The 13,817-nt window shown below is 68.1% G+C and carries 14 protein-coding genes and 1 pseudogene; 13 read left to right on the top strand and 2 right to left on the bottom strand.

Going from position 1 to position 13,817, the window contains the following annotated elements:
• Positions 1-78 precede the first annotated feature (78 nt).
• Entirely contained in the window at positions 79-462 is a 384-nt protein-coding gene (locus tag B9S57_RS21745; RefSeq protein WP_103517197.1) for a transposase, read from the top strand.
• A gap of 20 nt (positions 463-482) precedes the next feature.
• Positions 483-1,487 (top strand): IS3 family transposase, encoded by a 1,005-nt coding sequence (locus tag B9S57_RS21750; RefSeq protein WP_258036497.1) that lies wholly within the window; start codon positions 483-485, stop codon positions 1,485-1,487.
• An 82-nt stretch (positions 1,488-1,569) separates the two neighbouring features.
• Here B9S57_RS21750 and B9S57_RS21755 read toward each other — a convergent pair whose 3' ends face one another.
• Positions 1,570-1,905, bottom strand: a complete 336-nt coding sequence (locus B9S57_RS21755) for a helix-turn-helix transcriptional regulator (protein ID WP_103517243.1) — start codon at positions 1,903-1,905, stop codon at positions 1,570-1,572.
• 498 nt (positions 1,906-2,403) lie between these two features.
• On the opposite strand from B9S57_RS21755, the gene B9S57_RS34570 reads away from it, so the two are divergent.
• From B9S57_RS34570 to B9S57_RS21810, 10 genes and pseudogenes are all read left to right on the top strand, one after another.
• A complete protein-coding gene (locus B9S57_RS34570; protein WP_181011433.1) occupies positions 2,404-2,565 on the top strand; it encodes a hypothetical protein in 162 nt (53 codons plus the stop codon).
• Positions 2,556-2,846, top strand: a complete 291-nt coding sequence (locus B9S57_RS34575; protein WP_103517244.1) for a hypothetical protein — start codon at positions 2,556-2,558, stop codon at positions 2,844-2,846. The genes B9S57_RS34570 and B9S57_RS34575 overlap by 10 nt, the downstream gene beginning before the upstream one ends.
• A pseudogene (locus B9S57_RS21770) lies at positions 2,813-2,950 on the top strand (IS5/IS1182 family transposase); the annotation flags it as partial. The gene B9S57_RS34575 and the pseudogene B9S57_RS21770, both read left to right, overlap by 34 nt.
• Positions 2,951-2,999: 49 nt before the next feature.
• Positions 3,000-4,204, top strand: a protein-coding gene (locus B9S57_RS21775) for an IS3 family transposase (protein WP_103517245.1) whose coding sequence is annotated in 2 segments (ribosomal slippage) — positions 3,000-3,291 and positions 3,291-4,204 — 1,206 coding nt in all. Because the reading frame shifts where the segments join, the coding sequence is not laid out codon by codon here.
• A 37-nt stretch (positions 4,205-4,241) separates the two neighbouring features.
• Complete coding sequence (locus B9S57_RS21780) at positions 4,242-4,547, top strand: NADH-quinone oxidoreductase subunit K (RefSeq protein WP_103517246.1); 306 nt, start codon at positions 4,242-4,244, stop codon at positions 4,545-4,547.
• Positions 4,544-6,493: an NADH-quinone oxidoreductase subunit L gene (locus tag B9S57_RS21785; protein ID WP_103517247.1), complete on the top strand. Its 1,950-nt coding sequence runs from the start codon at positions 4,544-4,546 to the stop codon at positions 6,491-6,493. Before B9S57_RS21780 ends, B9S57_RS21785 begins: the two co-directional genes overlap by 4 nt.
• Before the next feature lie 5 nt (positions 6,494-6,498).
• A complete protein-coding gene (locus tag B9S57_RS21790; protein WP_103517248.1) occupies positions 6,499-8,004 on the top strand; it encodes a NuoM family protein in 1,506 nt (501 codons plus the stop codon).
• Entirely contained in the window at positions 8,001-9,422 is a 1,422-nt protein-coding gene (locus B9S57_RS21795; protein WP_103517249.1) for an NADH-quinone oxidoreductase subunit N, read from the top strand. Before B9S57_RS21790 ends, B9S57_RS21795 begins: the two co-directional genes overlap by 4 nt.
• A 927-nt stretch (positions 9,423-10,349) precedes the next feature.
• A complete protein-coding gene (locus B9S57_RS21805) occupies positions 10,350-10,583 on the top strand; it encodes a type II toxin-antitoxin system VapB family antitoxin (RefSeq protein WP_103517250.1) in 234 nt (77 codons plus the stop codon).
• The gene (locus tag B9S57_RS21810; RefSeq protein WP_103517251.1) at positions 10,580-10,987 is read left to right on the top strand and encodes a PIN domain nuclease; all 408 of its coding nucleotides are present in this window, start codon (positions 10,580-10,582) and stop codon (positions 10,985-10,987) included. The genes B9S57_RS21805 and B9S57_RS21810 overlap by 4 nt, the downstream gene beginning before the upstream one ends.
• Positions 10,988-11,546: 559 nt before the next feature.
• Here the strand turns inward: B9S57_RS21810 and B9S57_RS21820 are convergent.
• Positions 11,547-12,110 (bottom strand): SigE family RNA polymerase sigma factor, encoded by a 564-nt coding sequence (locus B9S57_RS21820; RefSeq protein WP_258036504.1) that lies wholly within the window; start codon positions 12,108-12,110, stop codon positions 11,547-11,549.
• Between the two features lie 351 nt (positions 12,111-12,461).
• Between B9S57_RS21820 and B9S57_RS21825 the strand changes: the two genes are divergently transcribed.
• Positions 12,462-13,817: a YcaO-like family protein gene (locus B9S57_RS21825; RefSeq protein ID WP_103517254.1), complete on the top strand. Its 1,356-nt coding sequence runs from the start codon at positions 12,462-12,464 to the stop codon at positions 13,815-13,817.

Consider the following 13,817-nt stretch of genomic DNA (forward strand, 5'->3'; position numbering starts at 1 on the left):
CCCTCTCTGCCAGCCTTGGGTGAGACATCCCGCTCTGTCGGGTTAGCCTGAGAAGGCACGACAGGAGAATCGCCCCTTATGACCAGCACCGAAACGGCCGGGTCCGACCCGGCGCCGAGGCCGAAGCGCCGCAGTTTCACCTCGGAGTACAAGCTGCGGATCGTCGCCGAGTACGACGCGGCGCCCAGGAACGAGAAGGGTGCGGTCCTGCGCCGGGAACGGCTTTACCACTCGCATGTCAAGGAGTGGCGGGCCGCCCGGGATGCAGGGGCCCTGGAAAACCTGGTCGACCGCCGGACCAGCCCGGCCCGCGCGAAGAAGTCCGCCGCGGAGGTGGAGAACGAGAAGCTGCGGCAGCAGGTGGCACGGCTCGAGAAGGACCTGGCCCGGAATAAGGCCGCGCTCGAGGTGATGGGAAAAGCTTCTGCGCTCTTGGAAATGATCTCCGAGAGCGCGGACTGAGACACGTCGTCGACCCGGTGGTGGACACCGCGTTCACGGGTGTCGAGAACCAGCTGGGCATTACCGCCGCCTGCCGGCTGACCGGCCGGTCGCGGGCCACTCACTACCGCAGGCTGCGGCCCCCGCCGCAGCGGAAACCCAGGAAACCGCAAGTGCAACCCTCGGCGCTGACGGCCGAAGAGCGCTCTGCGGTACTGGAGTTGATGAACAGCGACGAGTACGCCGAACTGGCGCCCGCCCAGATCTGGGCCCGCGAGCTGGACGCCGGGCGCTACCACTGCTCGGTCTCGACGATGTATCGGATCCTGCGCGAGCAGGGCCAGTCCGGCGAACGCCGGCGGCAGGCCACCCACCCCGCCAGGGCGGTGCCCGAGCTGGTGGCCACCGCCCCGTCGCAGGTGTTCACCTGGGACATCACCAAGGCGGCCGGACCGGCCAAGGGCGTTTGGTATCACGCCTACGTCATCATCGACATCTTCAGCCGCTACATCGTCGGCCACACCGTTGAACGGGCCGAATCAGCCGAACGGGCCGAGGAGCTGATCCGCGAGACCATCGCCCGCAACGGGATCGTGCCCGACACCGTGCACGCGGACCGCGGCACCTCGATGACCTCCAAGAAGGTCTCCCAGATGCTGATCGATCTGGGGGTGACACGCTCGCACTCCCGGCCGAAGGTCTCCAACGACAACCCCTACAGCGAGGCCCAGTTCAAGACCACGAAGTACATGTCGGACTATCCCGAACGGTTCGATTCGTTGACCCACGCCCGCGAGTGGTTCGACGCCTTCATCGCGTACTACAACCACGAGCACCGGCACTCGGGCATCGGCTGGCACACGCCGGCCAGCGTGCACTTCGGGACCGCCGAGGAGGTCCGCGACCAGCGGGCCGTCACCCTCACCGGGGCCTACGCCCGTCACCCCGAACGCTTCGGCCGCCGCCCCCGACCACCCGCAATACCCCAGACCGCCTGGATCAACGACCCGGCCAAGCGACGTGAACCCGCACCACAAACCTCATAGCGCCACAACCGTCTCACTGGACTTGAAATATTCCGTCGGGCTGGGCTGGGGCCGACGGAGAGGGATATCTCTGCGGTCATGGTCAGCAGCACCCCTTCTCGTCGACGTCGGTGCACGTCCGGTCGGTCTCGACGGCGACCACGGCGGTGCGCAGGTCGTCCAGTGCATGGCCGAGGCGCTCGTCAGCCAGCTCGTAGCGGGTGCGCCGGCCATCAGGGACCGTGACAACCAGGCCACAGTCACGCAGGCACGCAAGGTGGTTCGACAGCCGGGTGCGCGAGACGCCGATGGCGTCCGCGAGGTCGGCCGGGTAGGCAGGGGAGTCCCGCAGGGCGAGCAGGATGCGGCAGCGGATCGGGTCGGCGAGTGCGCGGCCAAACCGGGCCAGCACCTCGATGTCGGATGCAACAGTCAGCACCCTACGACAGTACATGCGATCCTGAATTCAGAAAACTGTGGATGATTTTTGCAGGTCTGGTCGCGGTCCTCCCGTCCCGTCTTGCTGACCCGTGCTGCTGACTGTCGACGCCCTGCACGCCCAGCACGACCACGGTGCCAATCGAAGAACCATCCGGGCCTGTATGCCCAGGTCGCAGTGCTGCCCTGGAGGGACGTCCCGCTCGGGCACCGCACCCGTGGCCGTGCCCACCACCGCCATGAGGTTTCAGCCACCTCGATCACCCGGCTGCCCGTCAGGCCATCCAAGTCGTGCATTGGCGAGGTGACTTGAGTGCCGGGAAGCTGACCATCGAGCGCGTCTACCTGATCCGGCCTGACTGTCTTCGACGCCACCTGCACCGAGCTCGCCATCCGGATCAGAGGACACTGGGGTATCGAGAACCTTCTCCATCACGTCCGGGAGCGCACGCTCCGCGAGGACGACTCCAAGGTCCGCACCGGCACCCTGCCCCGCGCCATGGCCTCCCTGCGCAACCTCGCCATCAGCGTCTTCCGCCGGGACGGCCAGACCGACTCGCCGCCGTCCTCCACCACACCGGCCGCGACCACCACCGGCCCCTACGGGCTCTCGGCCTCACGTGACGAACCCAGACAGATCTTGATCGTGCAATGCCCCTGACCGAACTCACCTGCACGCTGTCCGGACAGACCCGCGACGGGGCCAAGTACGAGGTGTCGACGGCGAGTTCGCCCACGCGTGGAGAGGGAACCGGAACCTGGCAGATCCTCTCAGCCGTCGGCAAGGGCGGTGGGCGCGAACGTGGCCAGCGGGATCTGGCCTACCTGCGGAACCTCTACGGTGGCTACCTCGACACCAACGGGCACGCGACCTCCGACCAGAAGAGCAGCGGCGGCAAGTTCAGAAGGAAGGCCGGGACGCCGAGCCGACGGCCTGCGTGATCGACACCCAGAGCGTCAAGACCTCCATCAGCGTTCCCGCAGCAGGCCAGGGTATCGACGCCGGCAAGAAGATCGTCGGCAGGAAGCGGGCCTTGACCCCGGATGTTGGACACACGAGACACTGGATCCTGAGGATCTGAGGACGGACATCTCGTGGTCATGAAGAACTATCCGCCGGAGTTCAAGGCGGACGCGGTCGCGCTGTACGAGTCGCGGCCGGAAGCGACGATCAGGTCGGTCGCAGCCGATCTGGGGATCAACCCGGAGACGCTGCGGAACTGGGTTCGGGCAGCCGGGGTGAGCCGTCCCCGGGGACGGCGGACGCAGGAACCGGCCCTGCCGCCGGCCCCGCTGGAGGCGGAGAACGCCGCCTTGCGGAAGAAGGTCCGTGAGCTGGAGGAGGAACGCGAGATCCTGAGGAAGGCGGCGAAGTATTTCGCCGGGGAGACGCGCTGGTGAACCGCTTCCAGTGTGTCGCCGACCTCCAGCGCCGTTACGGCGTGAAGCGGCTCTGCAGCATCCTTGGCGTCAGCCGCTCGAGCTTCTACTACTGGCGCCGGACGGCTGCCGACCGGGTCGCCCGGCAGGTGGCCGACGCGAAGCTGGCCGCCCGGATTCGGGCGGTGCACCAGGAATCGGACGGCACCTACGGAGCCCCGAGGATCACCGCCGAGCTCCGCGAGGAGAACGGTGTCGCGGTCAACCACAAGCGCGTCGCCAGAATCATGCGGGAATCCGGGATCGAAGGGGTCCGGTTGCGTCGCCGGCACCGCACCACCGTCCCCGACCCGGCCGCGGTGAAGTCGCCGGACCTGATCGGCCGCGACTTCACCGCGGACAGGCTGAACACGAAGTACGTCGGCGACATCACCTACCTGCCCATCGAGGGCGGGAAGTTCTGCTATCTGGCGACCGTCATCGACCTCGCATCACGCCGTCTGGCGGGCTGGGCGATCGCCGACCACATGCGCGCGGACCTCGTCACCGACGCCCTGGCCGCGGCGATCCGAACCCGCGGCAGCCTCGCCGGATCGATCATGCACACCGACCACGGAGCTCAGTACACGAGCAGGATTTTCGCCGAAGCCTGCAGGTCAGCGGGGGTTCGGCGGAGCATGAGCGCGGTCGGGTCCAGCGCGGACAACGCACTCGCCGAGTCCTTCAACGCGACCTTCAAACGCGAGACCCTGCAAGGACGAAAGAGCTGGCCGACCGAGCGCGAGGCCCGCCTCGACGCGTTCCGATGGCTGCACCGCTACAACACCCGACGCCGACACTCCCGCATCGGACAACGATCACCGATCGCCTTCGAGAACGCCCTCCACCGCATACCAACTACGCTGGCACAAGCCGCATAACCCGTGTTCAGGATTCGGGGTCAAGGCCCGTGGGCCGATGACCTTCGAACTGATCCTGGTGCTGGCCGCGGGCCTGTTCTGTACCGGCCTGTTCGGGGCGCTGTCGCAGCAGTCCATCGTCATGATCATGATGGGGATCGAGCTGATGATCGGGGGAGTCATCGTCGCCACCGCCGACTTCTGGCACTTCTTGGCCCCGGCTGCTCCGAGCGGCCAGGTGGTGATCGTGGCGGCGGTCGTGGCGATGGCGGTCGAGATGGCCATGGGCTTCGCCGTCACCACCGCGATCTTCCGCTCCCGGCAGGTCGACATGACTGACATGGCCGAGGAGCTGAAGGGATGAGTGTCCTGATCTGGCTGCTGGTCGCCGTTCCTCTCGTGGCAGGCTCCTTCCTGACGGTGGCGGGCAGGCACGTGAACCGGCTGGCCCCGCTGTTGGGGGTGTCGGCGTCGGTGGCCACGCTGGGGCTGGCCGTTGCCGCGGCACTGACCCGGCCGGAAGCCGGTGTTCCGCTGTTCAGCGGGGTACGTGCCGGACTGGCGGTGGACGGTCTGTCCGCGGTGATGGTGCTCACCGTCGCCGCGGTCACCGTCGCCGTCGTGGTCTTTTCTGCCGGAGAGTTCGGGCAGAGGGAGAACCGGGGCCGGTTCTTCGGCCTGCTGCTGCTGTTCGCCGGCTCGATGCTGGTCACCGTCACCGCGACGACGCTGGCGCTGCTGCTGATGGCCTGGGAGCTGATGGGGGCGGTCAGTTGGGCGCTGATCGGCTACTGGTGGCGCCAACCGCAGCGGGTGCGGGCGGCGGACACCGCGTTCCTGACCACCCGGACCGCCGATCTGGGCCTGTATCTGGCCGCTGGCGCTGCGATGGCCGGCGGCACCGGCACCCTGAGCCTGGACGGGCTGCCCCACACAGTCTCACCGTGGCTGCACGTGGTGACCGCCGGGGTTGTGGTGGCAGCTCTGGGCAAGTCCGCGCAACTGCCGTTCTCCTTCTGGCTCTCGCGCGCCATGCAGGGCCCCAGCCCGGTTTCCGCGCTGCTGCACTCGGCCACCATGGTCGCTGCCGGCGCCTACCTCCTGTTGCGTCTGCAGCCGCTGCTGGCCGCCACCAGCTGGGCCGGGCCGCTGGTGGCCTGGACGGGAGCGGCCACCGCGCTGCTGCTCGGTGCGGTCGCTGTCGCCCAGAGCGATCTCAAGCAGCTGCTGGCGGCCTCGACGGCCGCGCAGATCGGGTTCATGGTGCTGGCCGCCGGCAGCGGCGGCGTGACCGGCGGCGTCACTCAGCTCGTCGCCCACGCCGCCACCAAATCCGCCTTGTTCCTTGTGGCCGGGGCGTGGCTGACCGCGCTGGGCACCAAGCAGCTCGGCGCGCTGCGCGGCGCCGCCCGCAGGTACCGGCTGGTCGGCGCCTGTTTCACGGTCGGTGCGCTGGCCCTGGCCGGGCTGCCGCCGCTGTCGCTGTGGGCTGCCAAGGACGAGGTGCTCGCCACGGCCCGAACGCAGAACACGGCCCTGTACGTGGTGGGCCTGGCGGCAGCGGCTCTCGCCGCCGTGTACAGCGTCAAAGCACTCTGGTACGTCACCCGGCCTGTTCCCGACGACGCGAACACCGCGTACGACACGGAGCAGCGCGGCACCCGCTGTGTCGCCCGCACGACGCCTGCCCCTCTGATGGTTCTCGTCGGCGTGGCGGCCACCCTGGGTGTGCTGGCGCTGCCCACTCCCGCGGCGTGGCTACGCGGCCTGCTCGGCGTCAGTGAGGAGTTTTCCCCCGCCCCGTGGGAGCTGGGCCTTTCGGCCGGTGTCGCCCTGGCCGCCGCAGCGATCGCCTGGTGGCGGGCGCGGCGGCCTCCGGCTCTGCGGGGGCGGGCAGTGCGGTGGGCGGCGGGCTGGATGTATCTGGAGCAGGCCGCGCATCTGGTTGTCGCGCGGCCTGTGATGAAGCTGGCCCGGGCGCTTGCCTCCTTCGACGACCGGGTCGTCGACGCAGGCGTGCAACGGGTGGCGCGGGGAACTCTCATGGCCGGCGGTCTCGCCCGGCGTCTGGACGACGACGGGATCGACACCTCCGTTCGCGGGGTGGCACGGGGCACTCTCGCCGCCGGCCGCCGGAGCCGAAAGCTGGACGACAGCGGGATCGACGCAGCTGTCGGAGCCGTCGCGGCCGGTGCCCGCAGCCTCGGGCGCTGGGCACGTCTCCCGCAGACCGGATTGCTGCACCAGTACTACGCCCAAGCCGCGGCCGGTTTCGCGGTGCTGACCCTGATCGTGCTGTTGGTGAGGTAACTCCTTTGCTGAGCGTCATCACGTTTCTGCCGTTGCTGGTCTGCGCAGCGCTGGCCCTTCTGCCGCGCGCAGTGCCCGACCGTGTCTGCACCTGGGTGTGGATCGCTACCGCGACCGCCGAACTCGCGCTGATCTGCACGCTGTGGGCCGGCTTCGACCCCGACGGCGGCATGCAGGACCAGCAGCGCGTGCGCTGGATCCCGGGGGCCGGGGTCAGCTACCACGTCGGCGTCGACGGTCTCTCCCTGCCCCTGGTGGCCCTTACCTGCGTGCTCTTTCTCGCTGTCGCCGTCTACTCGCTGCGTGAGACCCGGCGCGTGCGCGCCTACGTGTGCCTGTTCCTTTTCCTGCAGTCCGTCAGCATCGGCCTGTTCGTCGCCCTCGACCTGATCCTGTTCTTCGTCTTCTTCGACCTGTCCATCGTCGGCATGTTCTTCCTCATCGCCGGTTGGGGGCACGGTGAGCGTGGCCGCGCGGCAGCGCTGAAGTTCTTCCTCTACACCTTCGTCGGCTCCCTGGCCCTCCTGTTGGGCTTCATCGGCCTCTACCTCGCCGCCACCCCGCACACCTTCGACATCGTCGAACTGACCCGCATCAACCCCCTCGCCGGCCGCGGCCTGTACGCCGGACTGGTCCTCCTGGCCATCGGCATCGGGCTGGCGGTCAAGACACCCACGGTGCCGTTCCACACCTGGCTGCCGCCCGCCCACACCGAGGCACCCGCCGCCGGGTCGGCGATCCTGGCCGGGGTCCTGCTGAAGATGGGTACCTACGGGTTCGTCCGCATCGCCATGCCGCTGCTGCCCGGCTCCTGGCGCCACTACGCCCTGGTCATCGTCATCGTCGGCGCCGTCTCCATCGTCTACGGGGCACTGGTCGCCCTGGCGCAGACCGACTTCAAACGCATGATCGCCTACACATCCGTGAACCACATGGGCTACATCATCCTGGCCGTCGGCGCCGCGGGAACCCTGGCCGGCACCGACACCCAGGCCCGCCAGCTCGCCGTGACCGGCGCGGTCACCCAGATGGTCAGCCACGGCCTGATCACCGGCTCGCTGTTCCTGCTCACCGGGGTCCTGTACGACCGTGGCCGCACCTATGCCATCGACGCCTACTCCGGGCTCGCCGCCCACAGCCCCCGCTTCGCCGCTGCCACCGCCGTCGCCGCGTTCGCCAGCCTGGGCATCCCCGGCTTCTCCGGATTCATCGCCGAATTCCAGATCTTCACCGGCTCCCTCGCCTCCCAGACCGCGGCCACCGCCATCGCCCTGACCGGCATCGTCATCACCGCCGCCCTCTTCCTCCGCGCTCTGAACACCATGTTCCTCGGCACCGCCCGCCTGCCGCAGACCATCCCCACCGGTGGCATCAGCGACCTCACCCGCACCGAAGCCCTGGCCACCGTGCCCCTTCTCACCCTCGCCCTGGTCATCGGCATCGCACCACGCTGGCTGCTGGACGTCATCGAACCCGCCAGTCACACCCTGACCAGCCTGGTCGCACGGTGAACGAGAACCTCACCGCACTCACCCCCGAACTCGCCCTCCTCGGCGCCGCCGTCATCGGCCTGCTCACCGGTGCCTGGCTGCCCCGCCGCCGCCAATGGCTCGTGGCCGTGCTGGCGGCCACCGCCTGCACCGTCGGACTGATCGCCACCGCCGTCACCATGGCCACCAGCCGCGAACAGACCGTCTTCTCCGACACCTTCGCCGTCGACACCGCCACCGACGCCGGACGCCTGACCGTCCTGGGCGGGCTGCTCCTGGTCATCGGCATGTCCGTGGAGAGTGTCCGCTCCCACAAACGCGAGAGCGAGTACTGGGTCCTGCTGTTGATGACCGGAGCCGGCACACTCGCCATGACCGGCGCCAACGACCTCCTGACGCTCTTCGCCGCCTACCTGCTCGCCAGCATCCCCGCCTACGCTCTGGCCGGCTTCGCCAAAGACGGCTGCGGAACCGAAGCCGCCCTGAAGTACTACCTGATGGGAGCCCTGCTGGGCACCGTCTTGCTCGCCGGCACCGCACTCCTGTACGGCGCCGGCCACGCCACCCTCTACCGTGACCTGCACACCGCACTGCCCACGGCACCGTACGGACTCGTCGCCGTCGGACTCATCGGCGTACTGGCCGGACTGCTGTTCAAAATCGGCGCCGTCCCAGCACACTTCTGGGTCCCCGACGTCACCGACGGCGCCCCCACCCCGGTCGCCGCGTACGTCACCACCCTGCCCAAGATCGGCGGCCTCATCGCCGGCTACCGCCTCCTCCACCAAGCCATGCCGGGCATTGATGTCAACTGGCCACTGCTCATGGCGATCCTGGCCGCCGCGACCATGACCCTGGGAAACCTCGCCGCGTTCTTCCAGACCTCGGTCAAACGCCTCCTCGCCTACTCCACCATCAGCCAGGTCGGCTACCTCCTCATGGCGCTCGCCCTCGCGACCCGCACCGACCTCGCCCAGCAGAGCCTGCTGTTCTATCTGGCCGCCTACGCCGCCACCAACCTGGCGGCGTTCGCGGTCGTCACGCAACTGCCCCACGCCCGCACCTTGAAGGACTACCGAGGGCTCGCCCCTCGCCGGCCCGCACTCGCCGCAGTCCTGGTCGTCAGCCTTCTCGGACTGGTCGGCACACCGCCCACCGGCATCTTCCTAGGGAAGATCGAAATCTTCAGCGCCGCCATCGACGGCGGCCTCGCCTGGCTCGCCGCCCTGGCTGTCGCCAACACCGTCGCTTCCCTCTTCTACTACCTGCGCTGGCTCACCCCCCTGTTCACCACCGGTGACCCCGCACCCGCTCATGTCCACGCCGCTCTCGGCCGCTGGGCAGCCGGTACCGCCTACCTCGCCGCGGCACTCTCACTCGCCCTGGGCATCGCCGCGGGCATCGCTCTCCCAGTCACCACCGGAACCCTGCTGCCCTGACCGCACGGTCCCGACAGCCTGACGATGCGCGGCTGCCGGTATGCACCGGCTGGGACCGGAACGCCCGAACCGGCCGCGATGCCGTGAGGATCAGGACTCGAGAGCGTCCGCCCGCTGCGATGATGACGCGGGTGGTCTCGATGCCGTCCACGTCGGCATGCGAAAGCGCAGGAGGACAGGTGGTAGTTCGGCGGTGACGCTTCCCCTTGATCGTGGACATCTGGAGGCTGGGGCTCAGGGCAACCCCGGCGTACTCGAGGTTCCAGCCGTCGGAACTCGATCTGATTCCTGTAACTGGGATTGACCGTCTGCCCTTTCGATGCGGGCGGCGACATGCCCGGTTGGGCTTTCCGTACGCTTGGGGTCAAGGGATTCTTCGCGCGCCGACCGAGATGAGACGTGGACCGTTTGAGAGCTGCCATCCGGGTTTGCTTCGCAGCGGATGCGGTGCGGCGAACGCCGCACGGTTCCCGTTGGAGCTGGATCGAGCGAGATCCAGCAGGGTGGAAACGGGTAGCTTTGTTCGTTGTTTTGGCATCGTCGCAGGTGAGAGGCATCACGCTTTTGGGTTCGAGTCCCACCCGCCCCACTCGGCATCCCCAGGCAGAAACGTTCTGACCTGGGGAAACGTGTTTTCCGGGGGCGTTTTGCGTGTGGCGTTCGCCTCACGATGGTGTGGCGAACGCGGGTCCTCGCGCGGCGAAGGCGAGCTTTAAAGCGCTTTGACCTGGGACTTTGTACCGACGCCTCCGTGGGAGCATCGCGGGACGGTCCCACGGCCGTTGAGGGGCACGTTGCACTCGCCGTATCGGCGCGACATCGCCCCCTCTGCACCTGGTCTGCATCACGCCATGAGCTCGCACCGTGAATGTTGGTGACGTATCATGATTATGTACATCATGGACTTGTAGTGAGGGGCTGGCTGGTATGTCTGTGACTCAGGTCGATCTCGATGACGAGGCGCTGGCCGAGGCGATGCGGCTCATGGGTGCATCGACGAAGAAGGAGACCGTCAACGGGGCTCTGCGGGACTACGTGGCGCGCGTCAAGCGGCTGGAGGCTGCCGAGAAGCTGGCCGCGCGGGGCGAGCGGGGCGAGTTCGAGGCCGCGGCTGCGGCGCATGCAGATGCCAAGCGCGCCCGGCGGGCAGCCTTCGAGTGATCACGTACCTCCTCGACACGTCCGCCCTGTGGCATCTCTTCCGTACGCCGGGTGCGTTGCGGTCGTGGGAAGGGCACATCGCCGCCGGCGTGTTCCATATCTGCGAGCCCACGAGGGTGGAGTTCCTCTACTCGGCTACAAGCCCGGCCCATCGGGACGAGTTGGCCGAAGAGCTGGATGATCTCTGCCATCTCTCGCCGGTTCCCAAGAGTGCATGGCGCTGGGTCGACACCGCGCAGTACAAGCTCACCCAGCGGGCACAGCACCGCGCCGCCGGAGCCATCGACCTCTTGGTATGTGCGACAGCGGTCCATCACGGGCACACGGTGCTTCACGTGGACAACGACTTCGCCACGGTGGCGGCGGTCCTCAAGGAAGTGCAGCAGCGAGACGTACGAGACTGACCCTTTGCTTCGCTGTTGGGCGACAGCGGGCCTGTCCAGCCAACGGTCGGGTGGCCCAGGGGAATCTCGCCCCTGGGCCACCCGACCGTTCACCGCACAGACCTCACAGAAGCGGTGCGCTGCCCCACCGGGATCGGCCACACCGCGCAGCGGGAGCCATCGGCCTTTACTTGGTCGTTGATGTGATGGAACTGGTGTCAGCCGAGACGCTCGATTGCTGCTTCAGTCGCGAGTTGCGCTGCAGGCTGAAGTGTCCGTCCTGCGGATCTCCGCGATCAGCTCGTCGTCGCTGAGGCGGGGCTCCGGGGCCGGAGCCCCGCCGACAAGCGATCGCAGGACAAAGCCGAACGATTCGGAGGTGTCATGATCCCCCTCAACGGAGGGGCCTGGCGGCGTCTCATTCATGGCTTGATCCTGTAGGGGGAGAAGGAGCGAGGCGTGGGCAATTGGTCCGTCAAGAGTATGTGAGAAGGATCGGCCGGTCCCCTACCAGAGGGCTCCCGGCCCTCCGGGAGTCCCCCCTCAGCTCTTCCGCTCCGAGCTCCTCCCGAAACCCAGGTTATTGGCCGATCTCAGCTGATGGCAGCCCGGGCGTTTCACCCGCTGCGGCGCCGAGGAGGGTTGTGTCCGGCGCGGAACCGAGACTGCCCAGTCGCTGCCGCAGGATGCGCAGTGTCCGGGAGGCGGAACTGCGGACGGTGGCCGGTGAGCAGTCCATGATCTGAGCCGTCTCCTCGATGCTCAGATCCTCCCAGTAGCGCAGATAGACCAGGCCGCGTTGCTTCGGCGTCAGGGTGGCCAGCACCCCGAGCAGCATGATGCGGTCGCCGACCCGGGCGGCTTCTTCCGGAGCCGGCTGGGAATCCGGCGGCGAGTCGTGAAGGAGTTCGCGGGTCCAGCGGTGCGCCCGCCGCTCGCTGATGAAGAGCCGCACCATGACCGTGCGGGTGTAGCCGGACAAGGCATCGTGCTGCTCCAGGCGGTCCCAGCGCTGGTAGAGGACTATCAGGGTCTGCTGCACAAGATCATCTGCTGTGAACCAGTCTCCCACCAGGACGAAAGCGTTACGTCGCAGTGCTGGGCGAGCACCCCTGACGTACTGCGCGAAGCTCTCCTCTAACACCTCGTTCAAACCGTTCATCCCCCGTTCGGAAATTTCCTGGTCCCCGTGAACAGCGCGTCAGCCGGTCCACCGCGTGTAGATGGTGGAACCGGTCGCGACGACGCACATCCCCTCCGTGCGCTGTCGCGACCGGAGTCAAACACGTTAACGACCGCCACGCCAGCTCCACATGACCCGTTCCAGCCCCGAGAGATCCCAACGGATCGCCGCGGCGGGTCGGGATACGCGGGAAATCCCATCTGCAACGAGGAAACTCGCGGGAGGCCCGCGAGACGGGCAGTCGCGCTACTTCCTGGCAGTACCTGCAGCTCTTCAACCACGCTCGATCACATTCGACCAAGGAGGCCGGTTATGAGGACGCTTCAAGCGACGCCTCTCAGCGCATCCGTGCCCGCGTCCCTGCGCGCGATGGGGAAGCTGGTGTCGCCGTACGGACTCGTGTCCCGGCTGACCTGGCTGCCCGTCACCGAGGGGGAGCCTGACTTCCAGGTCTACTCCGGCTCGTTGGGTAACCCCGGGGCCGTACTCGCCAGCCAATCGGCATGGTCCCACGACCCGACCTCGGGCAACTTCGACGGAGCCGGAGGAGCACTCGACCGGGAGACAGCCGCTCATCTCGCGGCCGCCGAGTCGTTGGAGAGGTACTCCTCCATCGCCTGGGACCCGCGCGGCATGATCTGGGCCACCGCCGCCGAGCTGGGCAAGGACGCCATCCCGCCGTGGGACTGGCCCACCTGCTCGCCGGCTGAACTCGCCGATCCTCGCTGCGGGCTGATACCCGCCGACCCCGCGGTACCTCTGCGCTGGGTGGAGGGCTGGTCCTTTACCCGCGGACGGAAAGTCTACGTCCCTGCTGTCCAGGTCTACCTCAAGTGCTCCCCGGAGTCTGCCGCCGAGCGCCACGTTCACCCCGCCTCCACCGGATGCGCCACCCACGCCGACCCGCTCGCCGCTGTCGCCAACGGCCTGCTGGAGGTCGTCGAACGCGACTCCATCGCCCTGACCTGGCTCCAGCGGCTCCGTCTTCCGCGCCTGGAAGTCGATCTCGACGAGTTGTCCGCCGAGCAACGGGCGTTCGTGAAGCGGGGGACATCCGAGAACGTCCGCACTCTGCTCTTCGACGCCACCACCGACCTGGGCATCCCTGTCGTGTACGGGGTGCAGCTCGCCGATCACGACCGCGACCTCGCGCAACTGGTCGTCGCCACCTGCGACAGCGACCCCGGCAAGGCCGTCGCCAAGCTCTACCGCGAGGCCGCTTCCCTGCGCATCGCGCTACGTTCCATGGCCGGGCGCAGCAACCGCCCGGAGCGGCCTGAAGACACCGTGAGCGTTATCGACGGAGCACTGCTGGCCGGGCCGCGGGACCAACGCCACAAGTTCGACTTCCTGCTGGAGGGCGAGCGTCCAGTCCACCGATTCTCCGAGCTGCCCCGCCCCAGCGTGGGCGCCGATCCCCTTCCGTGGCTGCTGGAGCGGATGGCGGCGGCCGGGTACGAGGTGGTGGTCGTGGACCTCACCACGGACGAGGCTCGGCAGGTGGGTGCCACTGTCGTCCGCGTCATGGTGCCCCAGTTGATGCCGTTGTCCTTCGCCCACCGTGCCCGCTACCTCGCCCACCCCCGGCTCTACGACGCTCCGCGCGCCATGGGCCACCCGGTGCACGACGAGGCCGGCATCAACCCCCATCCGCAGCCCTTCGCGTGA

Source organism: Streptomyces sp. SM10 (assembly GCF_002910915.1).
GTDB lineage: Bacteria > Actinomycetota > Actinomycetes > Streptomycetales > Streptomycetaceae > Streptomyces.

Coding starts and splice junctions, on each gene's coding strand:
- B9S57_RS21825 (WP_103517254.1), top strand. CDS start 12,462: ATGAGGACGCTTCAAGCGACGCCTCTCAGCGCATCCGTGCCCGCGTCC.
- B9S57_RS34575 (WP_103517244.1), top strand. CDS start 2,556: ATGCCCCTGACCGAACTCACCTGCACGCTGTCCGGACAGACCCGCGAC.
- B9S57_RS21805 (WP_103517250.1), top strand. CDS start 10,350: ATGTCTGTGACTCAGGTCGATCTCGATGACGAGGCGCTGGCCGAGGCG.
- B9S57_RS34570 (WP_181011433.1), top strand. CDS start 2,404: ATGGCCTCCCTGCGCAACCTCGCCATCAGCGTCTTCCGCCGGGACGGC.
- B9S57_RS21780 (WP_103517246.1), top strand. CDS start 4,242: ATGACCTTCGAACTGATCCTGGTGCTGGCCGCGGGCCTGTTCTGTACC.
- B9S57_RS21745 (WP_103517197.1), top strand. CDS start 79: ATGACCAGCACCGAAACGGCCGGGTCCGACCCGGCGCCGAGGCCGAAG.
- B9S57_RS21785 (WP_103517247.1), top strand. CDS start 4,544: ATGAGTGTCCTGATCTGGCTGCTGGTCGCCGTTCCTCTCGTGGCAGGC.